A 25,018-nucleotide genomic window follows, 5' to 3' on the forward strand; every position below is an offset into this window, starting at 1 on the left:
ACAGCGCCCGGCATTGCCGGGCGCTCTGAAAAGCTGCTGATTAACGACCTGAAATCGGCGGTACAAATACCACACCCATATCCCAGGGCTGTTCAATCCAGGTGTTCTGAGGAATATCAATAACATAATCATCAACCAGCGGACGGCCCGCCGGTTTAGCGAAAATCGTGACGAAATGCGCTTTAGGGTACATTTCGCGAATCGCGACGGCGGTGCCGCCGGTATCGACCAGATCGTCGATGACGATAAAGCCTTCGCCGTCGCCTTCTGCACGTTTCAGCACTTTCAGTTCGCGCTGGTTATCGTGATCGTAGCTGGAGATGCATACGGTATCGACATGACGAATGCCCAATTCACGCGCCAGTAGTGCGCCCGGTACAAGGCCGCCACGACTTACGGCAATAATGCCTTTCCATTGTTCTGAAGGCATGAGGCGGCTCGCCAGTTTGCGTGCGTGAATCTGCAACATGTCCCAGGTGACGACGTATTTTTCGCTCATGTGAAGTGTCCCAGCCTGTTTATCTACGGCTTAAAAAGTGTTCGAGGGGGAAATAGTTGCGCGAGATTATAGAGACCTGACGCGCTAAAAACCAGTGTTTAGCGGAATCCACGCCTCTTTTTGTATGCTTTATACTACCCGCAGGCGGAGAAAGTGGTATTCTCAGTCGCATCTCGTAAGAGTTATCAATTCCGCTAACCCTGTGGCCTGTAAGAACGTTTTTCAGACCACCGCCAAGGAGACTTATCGTGTCTGAACTGTCTCAGTTATCACCACAACCTTTGTGGGATATTTTTGCCAAAATCTGTTCTATTCCTCACCCGTCCTATCACGAAGAGCAACTCGCGGAACATATTGTGAGTTGGGCCAAAGAGAAAGGCCTTTACGTGGATCGCGACCAGGTCGGTAATATTCTGATCCGTAAGCCCGCCACTGCAGGTATGGAAAATCGCAAGCCGGTCGTTTTACAGGCGCATCTGGATATGGTGCCGCAAAAAAATAGCGACACCGTTCACGACTTCACTACAGATCCTATCCAGCCTTATATTGATGGCGAATGGGTTAAAGCGCGCGGTACTACGCTCGGCGCCGACAATGGTATTGGAATGGCTTCTGCGTTAGCGGTACTGGCTGACGATAATGTCGTCCACGGCCCGCTGGAAGTGCTGCTGACCATGACCGAAGAAGCGGGCATGGATGGCGCGTTCGGCCTCCAGTCCGGCTGGTTGCAGGCCGACATCCTGATCAACACCGACTCTGAAGAAGAAGGTGAGATCTATATGGGCTGCGCAGGCGGCATCGATTTTACCTCTAATCTGCCGTTGACCCGTGAAGCTGTACCCGCAGGATTTGCGTGCTTTAAGCTAACCCTGAAAGGCCTGAAAGGCGGCCACTCCGGTGGTGAAATTCACCTCGGCCTTGGCAATGCCAACAAATTGCTGGCGCGTTTTCTGGCCGGGCACGCAGAAGAACTGGATCTGCGTCTGATCGATTTCAACGGCGGCACGCTGCGTAACGCGATTCCGCGCGAAGCGTTCGCTACCCTCGCCGTTGCCGCAGACAACGTAGGCGCTCTGAAAACGTTAGTGAACGCTTACCAGGATATTCTGAAAAACGAACTGACGGAAAAAGAGAAAAACCTGACGCTGCAACTCAATGAGGTTGCCAGTGATAAAGCCGCATTGACCGCGCCGTCACGCGATACCTTTGTGCGCCTGCTGAACGCAACGCCGAACGGCGTGATCCGCAATTCAGACGTGGCGAAAGGCGTAGTGGAAACATCACTGAACGTTGGCGTGGTCACAATGTCTGATGCGAATGTCGAAATTCACTGCCTGATTCGCTCTCTTATCGACAGCGGTAAAGATTATGTGGTGAGTATGCTGGATTCGCTGGGCAAGCTGGCTGGCGCGAAAACCGAAGCAAAAGGCAGCTATCCTGGCTGGCAGCCCGATGCGAACTCGCCGGTCATGCACCTGGTGCGGGAAACCTATCAGCGTCTGTTCAACAAGACACCGAACATCCAGATTATCCACGCAGGCCTGGAATGCGGTCTGTTTAAGAAACCCTATCCGGATATGGACATGGTTTCTATTGGGCCTACCATTACCGGACCTCACTCTCCGGATGAGCAGGTACATATCGAAAGCGTCGGCCACTACTGGACTCTGCTGACCGAATTGCTGAAAGCGATTCCTGCGAAGTAAGAAAGCGCTAAAATGCCCGTCCCATTTCTGGAGCGGGCTATCAATATGGAATATCGGGTATCCATTGCCAGATAAGCTCTCCTGGATGCGCTGAATAGCGCTGCGGCTACACGCGAATAGCCGGACAGCCCTATAACAGCGCCGGTAACACCGAATTATTGTGGCGTAAACGCCATTCCTTTAAATATCCGTAGCGGATTGCCGCGCTCAATCTGATGATGGAACAGACGCCTTTCAGACTTCAACGCCGCACACTCATTTTGCCGTTGCTGTTCCAGCCGCCAGGCAATCAGCAGCCGGGCCAGACGCTTATTCGCATGTTGACTGCGCTCCGACTGAACCTTCACGCTAATCCCGCTCGCCAGGTGCGTGGCCCGCACTGCCGAGTCGGTTTTATTAACGTGCTGCCCACCCGGGCCGGAAGAGCGCAGAGTCTCGAAACGAATCTCATCAGACTGTATGTGTTCGTCGGCGGAAAAGCGCCCAATGCCGACGTACCAGTTTTTTCGCCCATGGTGCGGGCGATACGGGCTGGTACAAATCCACAGTAACGTGCCGCACCAACGTTCACTGAAAGCCATAGCTTTTTCGCCGTCCAGCGAGACCAGCGCGGAACGCAGCGTGTCTGGTAATCGTCCCGGCTCTGTTTCAAGTCGCGTCAACGATACCTTTTCTCTGGCGGCTTCTTTCGTCAGACAATCCAGCGCTTTTTTTACCGCCAGACAACACTCGTCCGGTCCCTGTGCAGAAGAAAGTTGCAGTAAGATCATGCGCTTTTCTCCCCTGAGGTTTTCAGCGTCAGCACCGGACGCAGGCAGGCAACTGGCGTAATCAGTCCGGCGTCTGCCAGACAATCCACAACGCTATCGATGGATTTATACGCCTGCGGCGCTTCCTCATAAATGAGCTGGCGATCGCGGCAAATCACCCGGCTACCCATCCCGGTACGGCAGAGCTGTCGCGGGGTAAATTTTGCCGATAACCGGTCTTTACACTCGGTACGCATCCATTTGCGCCCCGCGCCGTGCGCCAGGGAGAAGAGGCTCTCCTCGCTGACGACGGGTTTCACCAGCCAGCTATAATCGCCGCGCGAGCCGGGGATAATCACCAGTCCCTGCCCATCTGGCGTAGCGCCTTTACGATGCAGCCACCCCGCCTCACCCGCGACAGTACAGGGTTCAACGAAGTTATGCGCCACATCCAGCCGCGGTTCGCCCTCAGCCCTGAGCTGTTGCAGTATCCGGCGGGCAATCAGCGCGCGATTACTGCGGGCAAATGCCAGCGCATCGTCATGTTCTGCAAGATAGCGGCGCGCATCGTCGCTATCTTCCGGCAAACCGTTATGCGAAAACGCCTCCACATGACGGCGCAGGATAGCTTGCCCCAGACCGCGTGAACCACTGTGTACCAGCAGTAATAACTGCGCTTTTTGCAACCCCGACAAAGCGAACGAATCAGCATCGACGATGCGATCGACCTGTTGCAGCTCGGCAAAATGATTGCCGCCGCCAATGGAACCCAGCGCAGAGCGCCACGAATGATGCTGCATTGCGGCGGGGACATTCTCCTCCAGCCACTGCGCGTCCGCCACGTCAGGCAGCGACGCCAGCCGCTTCTCCAGTTTATCGGCGTTATATTTACGCCCTAAAATATCCGTTTGCCATAACGCCATGCCGCAGCCGATATCGTTGCCGACCAGCGCCGGATAAAAGCGTCCACGCGAGAAAAAGGCTGCGCCAATAGGATAGCCACGCCCCGGATGCAGATCTGGCATCCCGATAACGCGTCTCATACCGGTTAACTTAGCCGTCGTATATAATTGTTGGATCGCGGAATCTTCGATCCACAGGTTATCTGATGCGATAGAAAATACCACATCTGATAAAGGACGAATATAATTGCCCATATACCATTCCATGTATGAATTAAAAAATCAGGAAATGGCAGACGAATCCAGAGCAATAAAAGAAAATTAATCCTGGAAAGGTCTGCAAAGTGCGTTCAGAGAATAAAGTGTCATGATGAACCTCCTTTGCAGTTATTGAGAATGAGAAAACGTGGGTATAGTAATACTGAAATTTAGATGGCGCAATCGTAATAGTGATAAAATATTAATGGCCTGACTTATAACCCTAACACCAACTGTCGTTCCAACTGAGGGTCGAGCAGCGTTACGTGTAACCCCACCAGCCGTACGCCGCGCTCGCCGCGACGCTCGTTCCAGGTTTTACGGGCGGTGGTAATTAAGTCTTCTTTATTTAATTGCGGCCAGACATGTTCCTGAGTGGTTTGCTGAAAATCATTAAATTTTAATTTAACGCCCTGTCGGGCAATCAGTAAATCGGGCTTTACTATAGCCAGACGACGCTCCAGTTCCGGATATAAATGTTCAATAATGGCCTCGCAGTCCGACCATTCATGAATATCCTCCGCCAGAGTACGCTCAACGCCTACCGATTTACGCAGCCTTTCGCTGTTAACATCACGCTCGTCAATACCCTGACTACGCTCCCATAATACCCGGCCAAATTTACCAAAGCGTTTGAGAAGCATCGCCAGATCGCACTGTTGAATATCCCCGCAGGTTCTTAACCCCATATATTCCAGTTTGGCGGCGGAAACTTTCCCCACGCCTGGAATTTTGGCTAACGGCAACGTTTTAAGAAAGTCGGGTACATCGGCTGGCGTAATAACATATTGTCCATTCGGTTTATTGAGATCGGAGGCGATCTTCGCCAGAAATTTCACTGGCGCAACGCCAGCGGAGGCGGTGAGTTGCAGTTCATTGAAAATAGTCTGACGAATCTCCCTGGCGATCAGAGTCGCCGATCCATAACAGTGCGGGCTGTCAGTCACATCCAGCCAGGCTTCATCCAGCGAGAGCGGTTCAATCAGTGAAGTGTAGCGGGAAAAGATGTCACGTACATGCCGCGAAGCCTCTTTATAGGCGTCAAAGCGGCCAGGCAGTAAGGTGAGATGGGGGCACAGCTTTAGCGCCATGGCAGTCGGCATCGCGCTGCGTACGCCAAACTGGCGCGCAGGATAGTTGGCGGTACTGATAACGCCTCTTCGCTCACGACTCCCGCCAATGGCAATGGGGATATCGCGTAACGCGGGATTATCACGCATCTCTACCGCGGCAAAAAAACAGTCCATATCAACATGTATGATTTTGCGCATCGCTCGCCCCCACAACACTGTTTAAGTGTACAGTACATTTTATTGCGCGCAAAGAGACATTCGCGTTAAAAATGCGACATATTCGAAGGTATGACGACGAAAGCGGCGGGAAAATTGTAAACGTACACACGGGGACTTGCGAAAAACTGCCGTGGTGCTAATGTGAGCGCTCCAAATCCAGATTACTCCGATTTGGGGACTCTTTTGCCGTTCTGGCGTGTGTAACCGTTTTATCAAGGAACAAGCAGTATGCGTAAAATCGCATTTTTTCTTGCGATGCTTCTGATGCCGTGCGTCTCATTTGCCGGTTTGCTGAGCAGCAGCAGCCCCGTCACGCCGGTCAGTAAAGAGTATAAGCAGCAGTTAATGGGCTCACCGGTCTATATTCAGATTTTTAAAGAAGAGCGCACTCTTGATCTCTACGTCAAAATGGGTGAGCAATACCAGTTGCTTGATAGCTACAAAATTTGCAACTATTCCGGCGGGTTAGGCCCGAAACGCCGTCAGGGCGATTTTAAAAGTCCGGAAGGGTTTTACAGCGTTCAGCGCAATCAACTCAAGCCAGACAGCCGTTTTTATAAGGCCATCAACATTGGTTTTCCCAATGCCTACGATCGCGCGCATGGCTATGATGGTAAATATCTGATGATTCACGGCGCCTGTGTTTCCGTCGGCTGCTATGCCATGACCGACAGCGGCATTGATGAGATTTTCCAGTTTGTCACCGCCGCGCTGGTCTTTGGTCAGCCGAGCGTGCAGGTGAGTATTTATCCGTTCCGGATGACCGACGCCAATATGCAGCGTCATAAATATTCTTATTACAAAGATTTCTGGGCGCAGCTAAAACCCGGCTACGATTATTTTGAACAGACGCATAAGCCGCCAACTGTTTCTATCGTTGATGGACGTTACGTCGTGAGCAAACCGTTGAGTCACGAAGTCGTTCAGCCACAGCTGGCCTCAAATTATACGCTCTCCGAGGCAAAATAACGCCCATTCGCCTGGCATAATCTTTTGCCAGGTTTCATTCCCCGTTAGCGGCTGGGTAGCAATCACGGTAACCACGTCATTTGGTGTGGTCTGTGAACTGAAATCAATTTCCATATCCTGATCCACCAGCGTGGCTACGCCAAACGGCGCCCGGCGAGTGATCCAGTACAAATGGGTTGAGCAAAACGCCATAACATATCGCCCATCTGACAGCAGCATGTTAAAAACGCCTTTTTCACGTAATACCGTCGCCAGTGTCGCAATATATTTAAATACCGCCGTCATGTTGCCCGGCGTGCGGGGATAACGCTGCGTTAATTTATGCAATAGCCAGCAAAACGCTTTTTCGCTGTCGGTTTCCCCCACCGGACGAAAATTACCGGTTTCCAGCGACTTATAACCGTTGAGCTGACCGTTATGAGCATAAGTCCAGTTGCGTCCCCATAATTCCCGGGTAAAAGGGTGTGTATTTTCCAGCGCCACTTCACCGCGATTAGCCTGACGGATATGGGCGATAACCGAGCAGGACTTGATCGGGTAATTCTGTACCAGTTTCGCAATCGGCGAATGGTAGCTCGGTTGCGGATCTTTAAACGTGCGACAGCCCTTTCCTTCGTAAAAGGTAATTCCCCAGCCGTCTTTATGCGGCCCGGTTCCGCCGCCACGCAGCACCAGTCCGGTGAAGCTAAAGCAGATATCCGTCGGCACATTGGCGCTCATCCCAAGCAGTTCGCACATACATCACCTACCTTAAAACGGTTAATTGCCTGATAAGACCAGTAAAGCACAGCTCGTAGGCCGGATAAGACGCTTGCGTCGCCATCCGCCACAATGCCCGATGGCGCTTCGCTTATCGGGCCTACACGTTCCAGGCCCGATAAGACCGGCAAATATTATCGGCTTATTTAACCATCTCTTTTTCGATCAACTGAATCAAAATATGAATCACTTTGATATGAATTTCCTGAATACGATCGGCATAACCGAAGTGCGGTACGCGAATTTCAATATCCGCCGTTCCCGCCATTTTGCCGCCGTCTTTGCCGGTCAACGTAATCACTTTCATGCCTTTTTCACGGGCCGCGGCAATCGCTTTAATCACGTTACCAGAGTTACCCGACGTCGAGATCCCTAACAGGACATCGCCTTCGCGCCCTACCGCCTCAACGTAACGAGAGAAAATATAGTCATAGCCAAAATCATTACTGACGCAGGATATATGGCTAACATCAGAAATCGCAATTGCCGGGTAGCCCGGACGATTTTCACGATAACGACCTGTCAGCTCTTCAGCAAAGTGCATCGCATCGCAATGGGAGCCGCCGTTACCGCAGGAAAGTACCTTACCACCCGCTTTAAAACTGTCAGCCAACAGGACCGCCGCGCGCTGAATGGCGTGAATATTGGCGTCATCTTTTAAAAAATTAGCCAGCGTTTCCGCCGCTTCGTTCAGTTCGTTACGAATAAGATCCTGGTACATGAGGATATCCTTCAGCATGAATGTAAATGACAGTATGCAGTGTACCGGATAGCAGTACAGGCGAGAAGCATAAGCCGAATTAACGCCTCACGCTTTTGATTTTTCGTGCCCCCAAAAACGGCAACAATGTGAGCTTTGTTGTAATTATTTTGTAAACACATTGCTAAAAGATTTCACATCCACTACAACCTAATCATCACAAGTGGTCAGACCTCCTACAAGCAAGGGAGCTTTTCGTTATGATGATTTTGAGTATTATCGCTACGGTTGTTCTGCTCGGCGCATTGTTCTATCACCGCGTGAGTTTATTTCTCAGCAGCCTGATTCTGCTCGCCTGGACCGCCGCACTTGGCGTCGCTGGCCTGTGGTCCATCTGGCTGTTGGTTCCTCTGGCCATTATCCTCGTGCCGTTTAACCTCACACCGATGCGAAAATCAATGATTTCCACACCGGTGTTCCGCGGCTTCCGTAAGGTCATGCCGCCGATGTCGCGCACTGAGAAAGAAGCGATTGATGCCGGTACAACCTGGTGGGAAGGCGATCTGTTCCAGGGCAAGCCTGACTGGAAAAAACTGCACAACTATCCGCAACCGCAACTCACTGCCGAAGAGCAAGCGTTTCTCGACGGTCCGGTAGAAGAAGCGTGCCGGATGGCGAACGATTTCCAGATTACCCATGAACTGGCGGATCTGCCGCCGGAACTGTGGGCTTATCTGAAAGAGCATCGTTTTTTTGCGATGATCATTAAAAAAGAGTACGGCGGGCTGGAGTTCTCCGCTTATGCGCAGTCCCGTGTACTGCAAAAACTGTCCGGTGTCTCCGGAATTCTGGCTATCACCGTCGGCGTTCCAAACTCACTCGGCCCTGGCGAGTTGTTGCAGCACTATGGTACGGAAGAGCAGAAGAATCACTATCTGCCGCGACTGGCGCGCGGCCAGGAGATCCCCTGCTTTGCGCTGACCAGCCCGGAAGCAGGTTCTGATGCAGGCGCCATTCCGGATACCGGCGTGGTTTGCATGGGCGAATGGCAGGGCCAGCAGGTGCTGGGTATGCGCCTGACCTGGAACAAGCGTTACATTACGCTGGCGCCGATAGCTACCGTGTTGGGCCTGGCGTTTAAGCTTTCCGATCCGGATAGATTGTTAGGCGGAGAAGAAGAGCTGGGTATTACCTGCGCCCTGATCCCTACCTCAACGCCGGGTGTGGAAATTGGTCGTCGTCACTTCCCGCTTAACGTTCCGTTCCAGAATGGCCCAACCCGCGGTAACGATATTTTCGTGCCTATTGATTATATTATCGGCGGCCCCAAAATGGCCGGACAGGGCTGGCGTATGCTGGTGGAATGTTTGTCGGTAGGACGCGGTATTACCCTGCCGTCCAACTCCACTGGCGGGGTGAAATCCGTCGCGCTGGCAACCGGCGCCTATGCTCACATTCGTCGTCAGTTCAAAATTTCTATCGGCAAGATGGAAGGTATTGAAGAACCGCTGGCGCGTATTGCAGGTAACGCTTATGTGATGGATGCCGCCGCATCGTTAATCACCTACGGCATTATGCTGGGTGAAAAACCGGCGGTACTGTCGGCTATCGTGAAGTACCACTGCACCCACCGCGGCCAGCAGTCCATTATCGACGCGATGGATATCACTGGGGGTAAAGGCATTATGCTGGGCGAGAGCAACTTCCTGGCGCGTGCTTACCAGGGCGCGCCTATCGCGATCACCGTGGAAGGCGCGAATATCCTGACCCGTAGCATGATGATCTTTGGTCAGGGCGCCATTCGCTGCCATCCTTATGTACTGGAAGAGATGGCCGCAGCGCAGAATAATGATGTCAATGCCTTTGATAAACTGTTGTTTAAACATATTGGCCATGTCGGCAGCAATACCGTTCGCAGTTTCTGGCTTGGCCTGACCCGCGGATTAACGAGCCATACGCCAACCGGCGACGCCACGAAGCGTTATTACCAGCATCTGAACCGACTGAGCGCAAACCTGGCCCTGCTGTCCGACGTGTCAATGGCGGTACTGGGCGGCAGCCTGAAACGCCGCGAGCGTATCTCCGCGCGTCTTGGCGATGTGTTGAGTCAGCTTTATCTGGCCTCAGCCGTACTGAAGCGTTACGACGACGAAGGTCGCCACGAAGCCGACCTGCCGCTGGTGCACTGGGGCGTACAGGATGCGCTGTATCGTGCTGAACAAGCGATGGACGATCTGCTGCAGAACTTCCCGAACCGCGTCGTGGCCGGATTGCTCACCGCGATGATCTTCCCGACTGGCCGTCATTATCTGGCGCCGTCTGATAAGCTGGATCACGCCGTGGCGAAGATCCTGCAGGTGCCGAACGCCACACGTTCACGCATTGGGCGCGGTCAGTATCTGACGCCCGCCGAACATAATCCGGTCGGTTTACTGGAAGAAGCTCTGCGTGATGTCATCGCTGCCGACCCTATCCACCAGCGCATCTGCAAAGAACTGGGTAAAAATCTGCCGTTTACTCGTCTGGATGAACTGGCGCGCAATGCGCTGGCGAAAGGGCTTATAGATAAAGATGAAGCCGCCATCCTGGCGAAAGCGGAAGAGAGCCGCCTGCGCAGTATCAACGTTGATGATTTTGAACCTGAAGCGCTGGCGACCAAACCGGTAAAGCTGCCGGAGAAAGTGCGTAAAGTCGAAGCCGCATAATCAGTCTCGCGTCTTTCCTGCCCCGCTTTCGCGGGGCTTTTTCTTGCCGCTTTTTTATTATTGCTCATGCTACAGTGTAAAGACGCTGTTCAATGAGGAGCTCCGATCGTGTCTGGTTTGAAAATTACTCTGTTGCAACAACCTTTAGTCTGGATGGACGGCCCGGCAAACCTGCGTCATTTTGACAGACAGCTAGAGCTCGTATCTGGCCGGGATGTGATTGTTCTGCCTGAAATGTTTACCACCGGCTTTGCGATGGAGGCCGCTAATAACTCACTTTCGCAAGATAGCGTGATTACGTGGATGCAGGCCAAAGCCCGACAAACTGACGCTCTGATTGCCGGCAGCGCGGCGCTACAAACTGAGCGCGGCGCCGTAAATCGCTTCTTACTGGTTGAACCGGAAGGCAAGGTTCATCTCTATGATAAGCGCCATCTGTTTCGTATGGCGGATGAACATCAACATTATGCCGCAGGCGATAAACGCATCATCGTGCAGTGGCGCGGTTGGCGCATCCTGCCGCTGATCTGTTACGATCTGCGCTTTCCGATATGGTCGCGCAACCGCAATGATTACGATCTGGCGCTGTATGTAGCGAACTGGCCCGCGCCGCGCTCGCTACACTGGCAAACATTACTGACAGCGCGCGCTATTGAAAATCAGGCTTATGTCGCAGGCTGCAACCGGGTTGGCACCGATGGCAACGGGTTACATTATCGCGGCGATAGCCGGATCATTAATCCCCAGGGTGATATTATCGCCACCGCCGAACCACACCAGGCGACACGTATCGATGCCGATCTTTCTCTCGTCGCCTTGCAGGACTATCGCGAAAAATTTCCAGCCTGGCGCGATGCCGATCCATTCACCTTGTAAGCAACCTGCCGCTCACCGCGGCGGGATTGTTTCACTCCGTAACTCTCCGTAAAACAAATTCGCGTGGCGTAATGTGGCAGGCAACGTATTCTGACTAAGAGCCTATCCCATTAGGGCTATTTTACTTGCCATTTTGGTCCTGGGCAGTGCTCAAAATCCTCACGTACTACGTGTACGCTCCGGTTTTTGCGCGCTGTCCGTGTCCAAACTGGCTGCGCCAATAACGCCTACTGGGATAGGCTCTAAGATAATTGCTCGCCATTCGTGGGTAATAAAAACGGTTAATCACTCCCTTATCAGGATATCTTCATGAAAAACTTTGTACGCACAACTTTACTGGCAGCGACTCTGGCGGGCGTTTCTTTTGGCGCTTTCGCCACCGCTGTCCCCAATCCTCCCCTGCCCGCCCAGGATCCTATTGTCCAGCATCTGAAGCTGACAAACGATCAGATTACCCGGATCAAAAAACTTCACCAACAACTGGAAAGCGACGTCAGTCAGATTTCTATGAAGGGGATTAAAGACGGTGCGCTGATAGAGGTGATTAAATCCGGTAAATGGGATGACGCCGCCGTAAAACAGCAGCTTGCAGCCTTCAGTAACATAGAACAACAGGCTCGCTATTATCGGGTTAAATATTATTTTGATTTAAGCAAAGTCTTAACACCAGAACAGCGTCAACAGGTACAACAAGATCTCGCCCAGGCACTTGAGTAAATATTTTTGCCCGTTATTCCTGGATAACGGGCTTTATCCAGGTCGGGTACAAATTCATCTTCATCTTTTTCTTACAGCATCGCTCTATCTAACACTACCCGTTACATAACGTAGAAGTGAAACCGTACGTGGGGCAATTTGGCGAGGAGATGGATTTCCATACCGACGATTATCGTATTGTTATTTAAAATTTTCATCTCATTTTTTACCCGCTTACAGAAAACCCAGCGTTACAATAGACCGTTTTTTGGGCTTCGTTTATGTAATCGTTATATCACACCCTATACCGTGAAACTTGTCTTTTAGCCCAATATTAAGGCAGGTTCTGAAATGAAAAACTTTTTCGCAGTCTGCATCATTCCCCTTGTGGTAGCCTGGTCCGCTACTGCATCAGCAAAAGAAGGGATCTATATCACCGGGAAAGCGGGAACATCCGTAGTCAATGTCTATGGAATCAACTCAACCTTCAGCCAGGATGAGATAATCAATGGTCATGCAACGTTACCTGACCGTACCAAAGGCGTTTTTGGCGGCGGGGTTGCTATCGGTTATGACTTTTATGACCCATTCCAGCTTCCAGTACGTTTAGAACTGGATACCACTTTCAGAGGTGAGACGGATGCTAAAGGCGGGCAGGATATTATTGCATTTGGTCAGCCAGTACACATAAATGTAAAAAATCAGGTCCGAATGACCACTTACATGGTTAATGGTTATTATGATTTTCACAATAGTACGGCATTTACACCCTATATCAGCGCAGGTGTTGGCCTCGCTCATGTGAAGCTAAGTAATAACACCATTCCTGTTGGTTTTGGTATTAATGAAACTCTGTCTGCTTCAAAAAATAACTTTGCCTGGGGCGCAGGTATCGGTGCAAAATATGCTGTAACAGATAATATTATGATTGACGCCAGTTATAAATACATTAATGCCGGCAAAGTAAGCATTTCAAAAAATCACTATGCTGGTGATGAACATACCGCTTATGATGCAGACACAAAGGCTGCCTCCAATGACTTCATGCTCGGCATTACTTACGCCTTTTAAACACTATCGGTAAAATAGCTGGTCCTGTGGGTTCCCGAAGGCGCAATGGAGGATATCAGTAATGAATACTCCTGCGCCTTCAGAAAATCGTTGAACAGGTGCAACCTGGCGCCATTTTTCAGTACACTGCAACGTTTCTGGTATGGGCTTAACTTCCGGCTACCCAAAAACAGCCCCGTCCTGTTTCCGGGTATTATCATTTCCGTCAGTCGGCATCATGTTTTGTATTGGGCATCGTCAAAAGACGACTGGCCGGCCAGCCGCATATCTTGATGCCTCAATTCAGTCATCATCATGTGGGTTTAAGTCAGGAACGTGTCAAAACCATTCCAAACGGGTTAATCATCATTCAGAAAATCAATTTGTGGGCGATTATTCCATTTATCTTCAATAAAAGACAGAAAGCGTTGAAATAAAGGAGAATAATACTGACGATGACGCCATACAAGATAAATGGGGAGATCTGGGACCCTCCATTCAGGAAGTATAACTTCAAGTTCATTATTTTTTAAGTATTTGGTGGCAAGCCAGGCCGGAGTCATGAGGTTGATACCCTTTCCTTCTAAAACCAAATTCAGAACACTCAAAAGATTATTGGAAGATAAATGAACATTAACAGCGCCACTAATAGTGTATGATTCATCTTGACGGAAAAGAGTAAGAGGTCCGGAAAGACCATGATTGTGAAGACCCACAATCATGTGATTTTCCAAATCGCCAGGGTGTGAGATCCTGCCATATTTTCTGATATATTTCGGACTCGCACAAAGAACCAACTTTAAAGGGCTTATCTTTCGATACACGAGATCCTCACTTTCGATTATGCCACTTTTAAAAACCAGCTCATCAAACTCCAGGGATTTACTAAAAAAATCGCTACGCTCTCGTGAATCCAGGTAGATTTTTGTATCCGGATAGCTAGCTGTAAATTCCCATATCCACTTATTGGCAAGAAACTCACAGACAATAGCCGGAGCCGAAAATTTTATACTCCCTCTGATAATTTTATCCGGATTTCGCAATTCATCCAGCAAGAACTGAAAGGAAGATGTTATCCTTTTCATGCTTGCATAGGCTGTCTGACCAGCTCCAGTCAGTTCTAAGTGATGTGAATCGCGCCGAAGTAAAGTAACCTCAATAGAATTCTCAAGGCGGCTAAGCGATTTACTGACAGCAGAAATGCTAATATCTAATTCCCGCGCAGCCCGGGAAAGATTCCCTACTTCCGCCACTTTAATAAATATCATCCAGTCTCGCATACCACGATTATTGATCAGTTCCATCATTATCTTCCGTTGATAAAAGAAATTCTTATATTAAAGGAGCTATCAACGACTGACTGATGCCTCATTGTGTGCCTCAATGTCCTTGATATCATCATAATAAAAAATCTATTGGCTGCAAAATAGCATCTGAATCGATCATGATTTTGCATCCATCTCCGGTTACTAATTGAACCTGTTTACCACTCAGTGTAAATATCCTATCTCAGAAGTGATCGTCAAGGTTGTCGCCGAACCAGATACCAATAATAAAGTGGTTCATTGTCATGCGCCCGTTCTGCAAAGGCATTCTCCTTTTCTGTGACGCAGTCTGGAACGCATTAATTGCATCGTTCACCTAACAAAGTATCCCGTGGAAACAAGCAAAACATCGCCAGATTATTCTTACTTGCATACCCCCCACCCGGCTCGATATTATTTGTGAAAGCGGAGGAAACAGAACAGACGGTTTAAATAAGACACTTACTCAAAACACAAACCTATGTGCAGGCTCCTCTCATTTCGTCACGTCGCTGATATCCAGCTTTACTGGCGCCAGGGGAAGATATCTGCGCAAGGCAATAATTCCGGCGCAACAACAACCACTCCCGCTGGGCCTCTGTACATTCAAAATCGCCCATGACCAAAAGCCAGCGGGTAGAAGCTCTGCGCCAGTGACCTGCGGCCTCCAGATTCTGCGCAACCGGGTCTATCACGGCCTCCGGTGTTATCTTATTTCTGCTCAAAATCAGCACCATCATTTGGGATATAGCCTACAACCCCTGCCCGCCGATGATGGGGGAGGATTCGGTATGCAGCACTTTCATCCTGGTCTCCGGCTCAGTCAGCTATCCGACGTGCCCCCTTATGCCGGGCCAGCAGCGAAGAAAATCCGGGCGTGGTGTGATAAAACAGACGACGTTTCAGCCAGCCCACATTCTTTCGCTCCTTTGTGTTGATACGACCAATACGCTGTGAACCGATGACTGGATTGTTCATACGCCTTTCTGTGGTATACAGGTATGTGAACCCCAGCTCTTCAGCCACATGAATATAGTCAGAACAATACCAGCCCTCAGGCCAGCACAGATGCTGACTGCAATAACCCAGCATCTCCCTCATCCGCTTACGACTAAGAAGAATATCGACACGAAGCAAATCCGACGGATTACGGGACACAGGTTTCTGGTCCCAGCGTCGGTGGGTGTGCGTGTGCGAGTGAAACTCAACAAGGCCACTGAGGTGCATCTCCCGGACCTCTGACCAGCGCAGCATGACCTCATCAGCCCGGCCTTGTTTAACCAGCATCTGACACTCATCATGAGAGTACACCGGTTCGCCTGCAGGAATACGGACCGGTCCGTCACTGATCAAACTGGTCACAAGAAAGAGATGCGCATGCAGATTAAACTCCTGCAGCACCGGAAAAACCTGCAACCAGTTATCCAGCCAGCCGCCATCAAAGGTCAGCATGACGCTTTTACGAGGCAATCTTGCACCATGATAAAAAGCTTCCACCTCTGCAGCGGTAACGGTCTTCCAGCCAGATTCAGCCAGCCATTTCATCTGCGCCCGGAACGTACGGGGAGATAAGGTTATCTGTCCGGGTTTATCACTGACATGGTGATACATTAATACCGGTAAATGTCGTGCATAAGACATATGCTTTATTCCTTTATGTAAAAAATAAATTATTTTTACGCCTGAGGGGACAAGAAAAAGCCCCCTAAACATAAAATCTTAAATATCACATATGAATACCTGACAGATAAACAAACCTTATACCAGGGGCTTATAAAGCCCCGCTCACAAAAGAGTGAATCAAACAAATCCACAAAACAGAAAATAATAAAGGCATCAGTGTCTGTTAAATTATTTTACGAAACATAATATTCCTCTCCCTACAAAAAAAGATGAATTTCAGATTTTAAAATCAATCAGCAATTGATTTTTCTGCAATGAAGATTGCTAACCATATTTGCCTTGAGTAAATTTTCAATACATCCTCGAACCTGATATACAGTATTCGCCTTATTCACTGATACAGGTAGTATGAGTGGAACGGATGTCTACGCCTCCTCGTGTGTCAATGCACAGGCCTTAAAATCCAGCGTCCAGGTATCCGCAGGCACTTCCTGATTGCCATCAACGACCACACTGAAACTGGCGTTATCTGCAGCGGTTCTTAAAATGGCGCCACGACCACTCACCGTATCTGGTTGCCACCCCTCGCCCTCCAGGCGAACCTGAATGTGATGGCGGGGATCCTGTTGCCCGCTCAGCAGCAATACGGTAGGCGTGTTACCCGCCTTTTGCTCATCGCTCCATACCCGAAACCCGCTGTGACTGCCGTGATAAGTCACCCAGCCTTGCGCAAGCACCATCCCATCTGGCACGTGCCCAGCCCGAAAGTAAGTCCCTACACGTAGCGTTGTCTGAAGTTTTTCTGCGGCGTTCGCTATCGGCATCAAGCTACTGGCAGCGACCAGTAAGCTTACGCTATAGATAACCGTTTTCACTCGCTGTATTTTCATCCACATTATTCTCTCCTTCAGAATCGGCTATCTGCAGAGACCGCTCATTTGATACAAGCCCGCGATTCCCTTATGGGCAGGTAGGTGGTAGTTAACCCGACATTGCTGTGCTCCCCATTTCACCGTCAGTTCGCCCTTATCCGCCAGACCAGTGAGATAAACCTGGCTATCAGTATCCACCAGAGCAGCACTGCCATCCTGCCCATTGACTGTAACCTGCGCCCCGAAAGGAATGGCGCTACCATCTTCCCGTTTCAGCGTCATCAGTGCCCTGGCCCCGATGCGAGTGTGAAACTTCGCTTCCACCACCGCCCCTTCGGTTGGCACCACGCGCACATCGGTTTGTGTGACCTCTGCGTCATCCGGTAGTCGCGACGGATCGAGGCTGACTGTATTCTCCTGATAGACGCTCAGGTTGCCCACTGTGGTGTCGCCACGAAAATCCGTCTTAACGCCAGGCCAGCCGCCAACTGGCACCCCCGAGGCCCCTGGCGCTTCAACCAGCGCCACTGAGCCTTGCAAAGGTTGCCCCAGCGTCACACCATGATGGTGGATAACTATACCTCCCGCGATATTGACTCCCATCTGGCGCATCGCCCGGCTGTAGCTATAGTCACCACCTAACAGGCCGTAATCCCCATTCCATGCCAAGTGCAATGCGCTGTTATTACCACCACCTGGCGGGGCATCGGCACGGTAACTCTGACGCACCTCCCAATCCAGTTGCTGACTGAATGCCTCTCCGTTGACCCCCACTTGTTGCGTCTGACCACCGTGTGATGGTGAAGTCATCTGCCAACTAGCACTTACATTATTCCCCGTCCAGCGGCTTAATGGCATACTGAACCACAGGCTGGTTATGTTCTCTTTACGGTGCTCGCCATTGCGCCACAGCGTTCTGTTTTGATTCCAGTTCAATGACAGCGAGCCCCCTCCGATAGAGGTTCCCCAACTCAGTCCGTAGCTGTCATCATGACCGGGGCGATTACGCCAGTCGGTACGGGAACCGGTTAAACTCAGATTGCCCAAATGCCTCCCCCATGACTGACTCAACATCAGGGTGGTACGCGAGCTCGGCTGCAAATTTTCCCGCCACGACCATAGACGGTTGCCATCATGTCGATAACTGTCGAGCACATCGGATAGGGTGTTATAGCCCTGCGAGGCATACTGCCATCTCGTCAGAAAAAAATTTGTCCCCGTCGCAGTCAGCTGGTTGCTGTAACGCAGTCGCCAGGAGGCTCCTTGCTGTACCGCTTCCCCCTGACGCTGACTGTGTGTGTCGCTTCCATCGACAGATAAACTCCCCCACCGCCCGAGAGATCCCCCCAAACCAAGCAATGCAGCTTGATAGTGCGTTGCACTCTGTATACCGCCGTATGCAGTGAGATTCCACGGCAGACCATACATCAACGTAGCCAGCGCGATCTGCGCCTTATCCGTTGCAGAGTCTGACGATCGGTATCGGCCCGCCAACAGGCTGTACTTCAAATATCCCTGGTGCAGTGCTATCGCCGGGGTCTGATACGGCACCACAAACATTTGTGTACTGCCATCGGCCTCCCACACGGTGACATGCAGATCACCACTACTGTCTGTTACCGACAGATCCCGCAGTGCAAACGGTCCGGGCGCCACGGTGGTGTTGTAAATGGTGTAACCATTCTGTTTGACCTCCACCCGAGCCTGCGTGCGGGCAATCCCACGCACTACCGGAGCAAACTGCCGCTCACTGTAGGGCACCATGTTGTCATCAGATGCCAACATCACACCGGTAAATGGCACACTATCAAATATCTCCCCCTGCGAAGTCTTTTGCCCCAGAGTCAGACGACTTTTTAGTGAGTACAGTCCACGCTCAGCATAGGTATATGCTGCCTGCCACTTCCCCGACCGTTGACTACTCCGCTGCCAGCTGGTCGCATTGCGGACACGCCACGCACCTATATTGATTCCCGGTTGCAGTTGTACCCAGGAAGAGTTGTCACGCCTCTCCATATCCATTTTGTAATCCGTCTGCGTTGTCCTCGCACTGTAGTTCATCAGAAACGCCGGAATACCATCATCCCAGAGATCTTCAGGAGCGATCCCCTTAAATTTCGTACGCAACGCCACCTGAGGAATACTCAGTTGCAGTTGCTGATTATTGATATCCAGTACCGCTTTAGCCTGTGGAATGGCGCTCAGATCCGCACACTCATCTGGGGTCTTTGCTGCTTTCCACAACTGAGGGTAATCTTCCGTTTTTACGCCGTAGCGTGAAAGCTGACTGTCCGTCAAACAAGGAGCCAGAAAAGGCGTTCCTTGCCCATCCTTTTCCAATTTGAACACCACATCACGGGTGTCGACACGTTTACCATTCACCATCACGTCCACTCGATAAGTCCCTGGCTGTTGTACCCCCTGGTTAAAGAGCGACATATCAACCCCTTTCGCTGCATCGCCCAACATTGATGCATCGAATGTGTAAGCGTGCGCATTTGCGCAATGAACCACTCCCGCGATGAACAGTAGCAAGGCAGGTTGTTTGAACTTCATTTTCTGCCGCTAAATCCTTGAATTTATTTAAAAACGTAGTGGAACGGATGACTTTCACCACCTAAGTCTGTAATAATTTTCCACTCGACATCACCACGAGTGCCACGTGGCATATTTAGTGTTTTGTCAGCAAAGGGGGGGATATACTCAAGCCCTGTAATGGGCTTTCCCCCTACTGTGACAGAGGCTAAATTCATGTAAAACGGGGTGGGGTTCTCTACCTTAAGTTTGTTGCCCGTCTCCACCCATCTTAAATTTCCTGCAACATCTTCCGGCGTCCCCTTCACGGCATCCGGGCGGAAAATCAGCTTGTCACAGGTGCTGATGGACAAATTGAGGTCAAGGGTCGCGCCCTTAGCCTGTGTATCCGACGGTTCATTTTCGGGTGGTAGCGCCTTTATACAGACCCACTGTAAAGTCTCACGATCCGTTGGCATGTCACCACCAGTACGGATAATACGCAGTTGACTCTGCTGGTTCGCTTCTAAACGAAATAGAGGCGGCATCACCATAAAGGGGGCTGGCGAATTTTTGTCTTCTGCTTTGACTGAAGACTGAACCAAAATAGGGTAATCCTGCGGGTTGCTCACCGAGAGCGTCGCGCCGGGTGTACCAGCGTGATAAATCACCCGTGTAGCTCCCAGCTTCACGCTGAATGATTTAGTGGCTGAATTTAATTGCTGCCTGGCGGCATATACTGAAACCATAGAATTAGAGGCGAACAAAGCTACCGCCATTAAAACAAAATTGATTGTTTTCATATCAAAAATTGTAAAAGAAAAATGAAAAACTTGATGTGTATTACGCCTTAAACAAGGCGCAATACACTAATAGTTGTTTACTATTAAGGCTGATATCCCACTACGTCTACAGTCAGTGGGTACGTATCAGGTGGGATATTCTGATCCCGCACAAGAGCAATATTAACTGGGTCATTGACACCAAAGGTGTACCAGCGCAACCCATTCCACGTTTGCGGGCTTTGAGCGTTGCTTAGACTCTGACTTGAGAAGCCCACAGCGACTGTGCTGCCACTATTTTTACCAGTTATGTTCCACATACTGCCAAGATCGTTCAGCATCGAGCTAGAAACCCCCCTGACCCCGTATTCTTTAATAGAAGTAGAATTAACTGTAAGCTTCGCAACAACCGTATCTAGTTTACCCGTCCCAGCAATTAAGCCCGGCGCTTGTTCAAGCGATATAGTTAAATGTTCGGGAGCGGCAAAGCTAATATCCACTGATTTCTCTTGCTCTGTGTTCGGCAAAAATGAGCCAGCATAACAACTAGCAGCCATCATGCTCAACGCACTTGCGATAATCAATTTTTTTATGCTTTTCATTTGAATAACCACCTTTTTTTTTAACCAAATTAAAATAATCCAGCACATCCAGAATACATAACACCATACCAAATCTTACCGTATGGAAAAATCCGTGGCTGGTAATAACAGCTTGTACTTATTGGTATTTGTTACCAATTCAAATAAGTAATGTCATAAAAATCTATATATCAGTGCACCTCTTAATCTGAAAAAAATTGCGTTATTGCCAATATAAACAGTGTTGATGTTAACATCGTGTTGTCAGGGTGGAATAGAATACTAGTCAAAAAGCAATTATACCTTCCATTTACATTCAAGTGATAACATTACAATGACCCCCACCACACTGGGTGTGGGAAACTTATCTTCGAAGAGAGGATAATTATCAGGCATCGTTGCAACATTGTTTATATTTAAACATACATCTCCTAACTCGACGGTAAGATTATCAGTTAACTTTTCCTCGCAGGGAAGATCTTTAATGGAAAATCTTGTTTTCCGAAACGGAAAAGCAATTATAACGCTCCAGCGAGGGTCTCAACACTAAGAGCTGACTGACACAGGCCAGACTGATTATACAGGCATGAAAAAGCTCTCCCCTTCCTTTCAGTTCTTGCTGGATTATGCAAACGTCGCACCACCTCCCCGTGAACATGGCACATTAATTTGAAGCAGCTCTCATCCGGTATCGCTTTTCAGTGCAGCGAAATTCATCGCAGGTGCCCCCGTAAATAGACCCGTTTTAGTTCCATGCATTTTTAAGATTCCGGCCAGATAACGTTATTGGCGGTATTCCTTGGGTATCATATTGTTCCGCGATTCATGTGGACGTTCGCAGTTATATTCTGATAACCCTTTATCCGTAATTTACCGCACCTCATTCAGCGTTCTGAACAGATAAGAATTGAGTATTTCTGTACGGTATGTCCGGTTAAAACGCTCGATGAAAACGTTTTTCTTCGGCTTACCCGGCTGGATAAACGCCAGCTTTACTACATGTTTCTTTGCCCATTCAGCCAGTGCCAGCGAGATAAATTCCGGTCCCTTATCCATACGCAGCATGGCCGGATAACCGCGGTTGCTGTAATCCTGTCGAGTACACGGACCACTCGCAGAGCTGGCAGATTCAGATCGATTTCTATCGACAACGCTTCACGATTACAGTCATCAACAACATTGAACGTGCGAAAACGACGCCCACAGACCAGCTCTGGTTCAGCGCTTCCGGCGTGACCTGTGGCGAGGGATTGCGTACCGGCAGCCGTTGTTTACCCTTACGGCGAAAATTCAGCTTGAGCAGACAGTAAATACGGTGGAGCCTTTTGTGATTCCACGCGTATCCCTGCCGCCGTATCCAGACTTCCAGTTGTCCCTGGTGGCTTCAGAAATACCGGCCTCCCGGTAGACATCTTTAACAGTCCGTCCGGATTCGACTGCTCTAATCACAGCGATGATCTGGTGCGCAGTAAAACGGGCTTTACGCACAGCGATCTCCTGCGTTGGCAGATTGATTATGCCGGATGATCTCTAAATGTGAATGGCTCGATTATGCGGGATACTTACATACTCACGCGTTGAGAGACTTTCAGTTCGTTTGTACGGTGAATGGATGCCGCAGGCGGGGTTTATTAACGGGATGCCCGTCAAGGTGCGGGTAATGAGGGATTGCATCGTGATCACGCCGCAGCATACCCACGGACTCTTTGTCTGTATTGAAGGGATGGGCGTAACCCGCATTAATAAACGGAGTGCAGAACAGTGGTTAAAAAAATTTCTGGGGGCGCTGAACAATACCGGAGATATTCCGGTGATTAAACGCAAAAGAACGGAACAGGAGTTAATGATTAATTGATAATAAAAAGCCGGGAAAAGATAACCCCTCCGGCTTTTACACATTATTCCTCCGGTTCCAGATGTTTTATTTCAATCCTTTTGGTTTTATTTCTGGATGTTTTTCATATAATGGATTCATTATTTTAATAAGCATTTCACCCATGATAAAACCAACCGCTTCTCGATATACATTAAATTCATCCTCATCACAACGGGACTGAACAACAGCAACAGATTCATCAAGCTCCTTACCGAATCTCAACATTAAATCACTAATTAATATAGCTGTATCCTTATCGTTAACCATACTTATTCCTGTAGTAAAAACATCAATAGCCTTGATTTCCTTTACATTCGTTAACACAATTCCAGCAAGCAAATCCGTTACTTTTTGTAGGTAAAGACGTAAATAAGCATTCACTAATGCAATTATTTTCAACCATTATTCATCTTAATAACGTGCCAGGATCACCTCTATCAGTACCACAAGTAATAAGACCAAGAAGATCACTATCTGTAATAGGATTCAGAGGATAATGATATCGGCTCCATCCCCCTTTCAGCCCTATCGGGTCCTGACTGACGAACCAGCCACACTCCGGTGCATAATATCTGAACAGATTTTAATGCAGGCCCGTTTCATCGTCAAAATACGGCCCCGGCAGCCGGCTGCTCATCACCGGCCGGTGCTGGCCGGGGAGAGGGGGCGCAGTGCCAGGCTGTCGCGCCCATACTCACTCACCCTGAGCTCCACAATCAGCCAGCATCCGGCTGATAATTAAGAATTTATTTAGTCAGAAAATATGAATGCCTCCGGCGTCAGCGTCCGCCACATCAACAGCAAAGCCTGCATGCCCACCTGTTACTCACGCATTCCCAGCCTGCATCTTAAGGGTGACTGGCTGGCAGAAGCGGGATTTGAGACCGGGGCGAGCGTTGTTGTGAAGATCTCCGAGCGGGGTTTGATCCTGATTGCAGAAACGGATGAAGTGAGGGATCTACGGAAGGAGCTTTATCAGGTGAAAAAGTCGATGAAGCATATTAAGGCGGGGGTAAATAATGTGGTGAACGGGAATTAAATAACAAAAGAGCCGGGAAGATTTAATTTCTTACCCGGCTTTTTATTTAAACTACTAATTCTAAATCCATGGGATTGTTTATATTGATTTTTAATCTAATATTAGAACTTGATTCTACTATAATAATATCAGGTATATATTCAGACACATTAATAAACGGGTTAGATTCTTCGGAATAAAGAACCCAAACTAAGTTTTTATTTTCATCGAGATAGGCGACAAAGCCTTCAGAACCATAGCTACCTTCTCCAACGCAACAATAGCAATTATTCGCTAATTTAATTTCTCTAAATTTATCAATGTCAGTAACTTCATCTTTATTTTTTTCATAAAAGGCAGAGAAATCAAATTCACCATTTCTCTCAATATAATGAGTAGGATAATCCATTATTTTACAAAGAAAAGATCTGCCGTTGGAAAAATAAATAGCATCTTTTATCGGTAATAAGTTATCCTCCCATAACTGAATGATATTTTTCATTTGCAACCTCTTGATGTTCTTTCCGGTCGAGAATTTAATCCTTTATCTGGTACTATTCCACCGGCCTTTATATTTCATCTGTCTCTAAATCTCTCTCGAAATTTTTGCAACCATGTTTTTCCAGTAGATGAGTCAGGATGAGGAGCATTAGGGTCAATCCTAATAACTTTAACCTTATCTAATCCGGCCTCTAGAGCTGCGTCTAATCGCCTATTATCATAAGAGACTAATTGCCCATCAATATCAATTACTCTTAATGGAGACCTATCCCAATCCCAACCACCATTACGCATAATTTCGGCATAATCATGAGGTGATATTGTTCTTTGAGAGAAATTAATATCTTTGGGATTAACCCACTCCCCTGTCAATCCCAGCAGATCGATCCAGCTTAACGGATTCGGTGCATACGCATATAAGTTTATTCCGCCCCTCAGCGAGATTGGATCAGGCTGTGTAAATCTTCCGCAATCCGCGGTCGTAGTACCTGAACAGGTTATAATGTAACCCCGTCTCACGGTCAAGGTACGCTCATGGCCCCACAGCCTCGCGAGCAGTATCTGGCACCATCTTCCGCCAGATACTGCTCCGGTCCAGAAAGATGATTGAATCGTATCCAATAGACGTGAATCTACATGTAATGCTGGATCGGAGTCGTCCACTACCGAGTTGCTGATGGATTCCCCGACCTTGCTCCAGAATCCCTGCTCATCTTCCTGAACCGGGGTGTCTTCCCCGTTAAAAGTAGGCGAATCACATCATTTCAGACCTTTTTATCTGGATGG

General features: G+C 49.2%; 23 protein-coding genes and 5 pseudogenes. 8 read left to right on the plus strand and 20 right to left on the minus strand.

Annotation, left to right across the window (positions count from 1 at the left end):
• Nucleotides 1-40: 40 nt before the first annotated feature.
• On the minus strand, nucleotides 41-499 hold the full coding sequence (gpt, locus tag ACLD11_RS10185; RefSeq protein ID WP_001292018.1) for a xanthine phosphoribosyltransferase: 459 nt from the start codon (nucleotides 497-499) through the stop codon (nucleotides 41-43).
• A 248-nt stretch (nucleotides 500-747) separates the two neighbouring features.
• Between gpt and pepD the strand changes: the two genes are divergently transcribed.
• On the plus strand, nucleotides 748-2,205 hold the full coding sequence (gene pepD / locus ACLD11_RS10190; RefSeq protein ID WP_411014860.1) for a cytosol nonspecific dipeptidase: 1,458 nt from the start codon (nucleotides 748-750) through the stop codon (nucleotides 2,203-2,205).
• A 155-nt stretch (nucleotides 2,206-2,360) separates the two neighbouring features.
• On the opposite strand, the gene prfH is transcribed toward pepD, so the two are convergent.
• From prfH to dinB, 3 genes are all read right to left on the minus strand, one after another.
• The gene (prfH, locus tag ACLD11_RS10195) at nucleotides 2,361-2,975 is read right to left on the minus strand and encodes a peptide chain release factor H (protein ID WP_000602086.1); all 615 of its coding nucleotides are present in this window, start codon (nucleotides 2,973-2,975) and stop codon (nucleotides 2,361-2,363) included.
• Nucleotides 2,972-4,111 (minus strand): RNA ligase RtcB family protein, encoded by a 1,140-nt coding sequence (locus tag ACLD11_RS10200; protein WP_000528906.1) that lies wholly within the window; start codon nucleotides 4,109-4,111, stop codon nucleotides 2,972-2,974. Before ACLD11_RS10200 ends, prfH begins: the two co-directional genes overlap by 4 nt.
• Nucleotides 4,112-4,329: 218 nt before the next feature.
• On the minus strand, nucleotides 4,330-5,385 hold the full coding sequence (gene dinB, locus ACLD11_RS10205) for a DNA polymerase IV (RefSeq protein WP_411014861.1): 1,056 nt from the start codon (nucleotides 5,383-5,385) through the stop codon (nucleotides 4,330-4,332).
• A 249-nt stretch (nucleotides 5,386-5,634) separates the two neighbouring features.
• Between dinB and dpaA the strand changes: the two genes are divergently transcribed.
• Nucleotides 5,635-6,375, plus strand: coding sequence for a peptidoglycan meso-diaminopimelic acid protein amidase (dpaA, locus tag ACLD11_RS10210; protein WP_001225658.1), 741 nt, complete (start codon nucleotides 5,635-5,637; stop codon nucleotides 6,373-6,375).
• Here the strand turns inward: dpaA and ACLD11_RS10215 are convergent.
• Nucleotides 6,346-7,113, minus strand: coding sequence for a class II glutamine amidotransferase (locus tag ACLD11_RS10215; protein ID WP_411014862.1), 768 nt, complete (start codon nucleotides 7,111-7,113; stop codon nucleotides 6,346-6,348). The genes dpaA and ACLD11_RS10215 overlap by 30 nt on opposite strands.
• A gap of 163 nt (nucleotides 7,114-7,276) precedes the next feature.
• Nucleotides 7,277-7,855 carry a D-sedoheptulose 7-phosphate isomerase gene (lpcA, locus tag ACLD11_RS10220; RefSeq protein ID WP_000284051.1) on the minus strand — a complete coding sequence of 193 codons (579 nt, stop codon included), beginning with the start codon at nucleotides 7,853-7,855 and terminating at the stop codon, nucleotides 7,277-7,279.
• Between the two features lie 239 nt (nucleotides 7,856-8,094).
• Between lpcA and fadE the strand changes: the two genes are divergently transcribed.
• From fadE to pagN, 4 genes are all read left to right on the plus strand, one after another.
• Nucleotides 8,095-10,539, plus strand: a complete 2,445-nt coding sequence (fadE, locus tag ACLD11_RS10225) for an acyl-CoA dehydrogenase FadE (RefSeq protein ID WP_411011463.1) — start codon at nucleotides 8,095-8,097, stop codon at nucleotides 10,537-10,539.
• A 108-nt stretch (nucleotides 10,540-10,647) separates the two neighbouring features.
• Nucleotides 10,648-11,415 carry an amidohydrolase gene (locus ACLD11_RS10230; protein ID WP_000015789.1) on the plus strand — a complete coding sequence of 256 codons (768 nt, stop codon included), beginning with the start codon at nucleotides 10,648-10,650 and terminating at the stop codon, nucleotides 11,413-11,415.
• 309 nt (nucleotides 11,416-11,724) lie between these two features.
• The gene (locus tag ACLD11_RS10235) at nucleotides 11,725-12,132 is read left to right on the plus strand and encodes a Spy/CpxP family protein refolding chaperone (RefSeq protein ID WP_001642720.1); all 408 of its coding nucleotides are present in this window, start codon (nucleotides 11,725-11,727) and stop codon (nucleotides 12,130-12,132) included.
• Between the two features lie 330 nt (nucleotides 12,133-12,462).
• Nucleotides 12,463-13,182 (plus strand): adhesin/invasin protein PagN, encoded by a 720-nt coding sequence (gene pagN / locus ACLD11_RS10240; RefSeq protein ID WP_000787600.1) that lies wholly within the window; start codon nucleotides 12,463-12,465, stop codon nucleotides 13,180-13,182.
• A gap of 3 nt (nucleotides 13,183-13,185) precedes the next feature.
• On the opposite strand, the pseudogene ACLD11_RS10245 reads toward pagN, so the two are convergent.
• The 10 genes and pseudogenes from ACLD11_RS10245 to ACLD11_RS10290 form a co-directional block, all read right to left on the minus strand.
• Nucleotides 13,186-13,401 (minus strand): annotated as a pseudogene (locus tag ACLD11_RS10245) (hypothetical protein).
• A 119-nt stretch (nucleotides 13,402-13,520) separates the two neighbouring features.
• Nucleotides 13,521-14,468, minus strand: a complete 948-nt coding sequence (locus ACLD11_RS10250) for a LysR family transcriptional regulator (protein WP_039591231.1) — start codon at nucleotides 14,466-14,468, stop codon at nucleotides 13,521-13,523.
• Between the two features lie 496 nt (nucleotides 14,469-14,964).
• Nucleotides 14,965-15,202 (minus strand): annotated as a pseudogene (locus ACLD11_RS10255) (PerC family transcriptional regulator); the annotation flags it as partial.
• Nucleotides 15,203-15,284: 82 nt separating this feature from the next.
• The gene (locus ACLD11_RS10260; RefSeq protein WP_000119391.1) at nucleotides 15,285-16,106 is read right to left on the minus strand and encodes a polysaccharide deacetylase family protein; all 822 of its coding nucleotides are present in this window, start codon (nucleotides 16,104-16,106) and stop codon (nucleotides 15,285-15,287) included.
• 407 nt (nucleotides 16,107-16,513) lie between these two features.
• Nucleotides 16,514-16,984: an AfaD family invasin gene (gene afaD, locus ACLD11_RS10265; RefSeq protein ID WP_023263009.1), complete on the minus strand. Its 471-nt coding sequence runs from the start codon at nucleotides 16,982-16,984 to the stop codon at nucleotides 16,514-16,516.
• 21 nt (nucleotides 16,985-17,005) lie between these two features.
• Nucleotides 17,006-19,516, minus strand: a complete 2,511-nt coding sequence (locus ACLD11_RS10270) for a fimbrial biogenesis outer membrane usher protein (RefSeq protein WP_411011465.1) — start codon at nucleotides 19,514-19,516, stop codon at nucleotides 17,006-17,008.
• 23 nt (nucleotides 19,517-19,539) lie between these two features.
• Nucleotides 19,540-20,277: a pili assembly chaperone SafB gene (gene safB / locus ACLD11_RS10275; protein ID WP_411014863.1), complete on the minus strand. Its 738-nt coding sequence runs from the start codon at nucleotides 20,275-20,277 to the stop codon at nucleotides 19,540-19,542.
• A gap of 83 nt (nucleotides 20,278-20,360) precedes the next feature.
• The gene (locus tag ACLD11_RS10280; protein WP_080209587.1) at nucleotides 20,361-20,858 is read right to left on the minus strand and encodes a pilus assembly protein; all 498 of its coding nucleotides are present in this window, start codon (nucleotides 20,856-20,858) and stop codon (nucleotides 20,361-20,363) included.
• Nucleotides 20,859-21,620: 762 nt separating this feature from the next.
• Nucleotides 21,621-22,194: pseudogene (locus ACLD11_RS10285) on the minus strand (integrase core domain-containing protein); the annotation flags it as partial.
• Entirely contained in the window at nucleotides 22,128-22,325 is a 198-nt protein-coding gene (locus tag ACLD11_RS10290) for a transposase (protein ID WP_411011466.1), read from the minus strand. The gene ACLD11_RS10290 and the pseudogene ACLD11_RS10285, both read right to left, overlap by 67 nt.
• A 52-nt stretch (nucleotides 22,326-22,377) precedes the next feature.
• On the opposite strand from ACLD11_RS10290, the gene ACLD11_RS10295 reads away from it, so the two are divergent.
• Nucleotides 22,378-22,692: a SymE family type I addiction module toxin gene (locus ACLD11_RS10295; protein ID WP_411014864.1), complete on the plus strand. Its 315-nt coding sequence runs from the start codon at nucleotides 22,378-22,380 to the stop codon at nucleotides 22,690-22,692.
• A 66-nt stretch (nucleotides 22,693-22,758) separates the two neighbouring features.
• Here ACLD11_RS10295 and ACLD11_RS10300 read toward each other — a convergent pair whose 3' ends face one another.
• Nucleotides 22,759-23,037 (minus strand): hypothetical protein, encoded by a 279-nt coding sequence (locus ACLD11_RS10300; RefSeq protein ID WP_077909701.1) that lies wholly within the window; start codon nucleotides 23,035-23,037, stop codon nucleotides 22,759-22,761.
• 130 nt (nucleotides 23,038-23,167) lie between these two features.
• Nucleotides 23,168-23,341 (minus strand): annotated as a pseudogene (locus ACLD11_RS10305) (RHS repeat-associated core domain-containing protein); the annotation flags it as partial.
• A gap of 135 nt (nucleotides 23,342-23,476) precedes the next feature.
• Here ACLD11_RS10305 and ACLD11_RS10310 point away from each other — a divergent pair.
• Nucleotides 23,477-23,752 carry a SymE family type I addiction module toxin gene (locus ACLD11_RS10310; protein ID WP_411014865.1) on the plus strand — a complete coding sequence of 92 codons (276 nt, stop codon included), beginning with the start codon at nucleotides 23,477-23,479 and terminating at the stop codon, nucleotides 23,750-23,752.
• A 46-nt stretch (nucleotides 23,753-23,798) separates the two neighbouring features.
• Here ACLD11_RS10310 and ACLD11_RS10315 read toward each other — a convergent pair whose 3' ends face one another.
• Together ACLD11_RS10315 and ACLD11_RS10320 are read right to left on the minus strand one after the other, a co-directional pair.
• Nucleotides 23,799-24,233, minus strand: coding sequence for a hypothetical protein (locus tag ACLD11_RS10315; protein ID WP_411014866.1), 435 nt, complete (start codon nucleotides 24,231-24,233; stop codon nucleotides 23,799-23,801).
• Nucleotides 24,230-24,761: pseudogene (locus ACLD11_RS10320) on the minus strand (RHS repeat-associated core domain-containing protein); the annotation flags it as partial. The pseudogene ACLD11_RS10320 and the gene ACLD11_RS10315, both read right to left, overlap by 4 nt.
• Nucleotides 24,762-25,018: the final 257 nt, after the last annotated feature.

This window comes from Salmonella sp. 741265116_PST, from assembly GCF_046567715.1.
Taxonomy (GTDB): Bacteria; Pseudomonadota; Gammaproteobacteria; order Enterobacterales; family Enterobacteriaceae; genus Salmonella; species Salmonella enterica.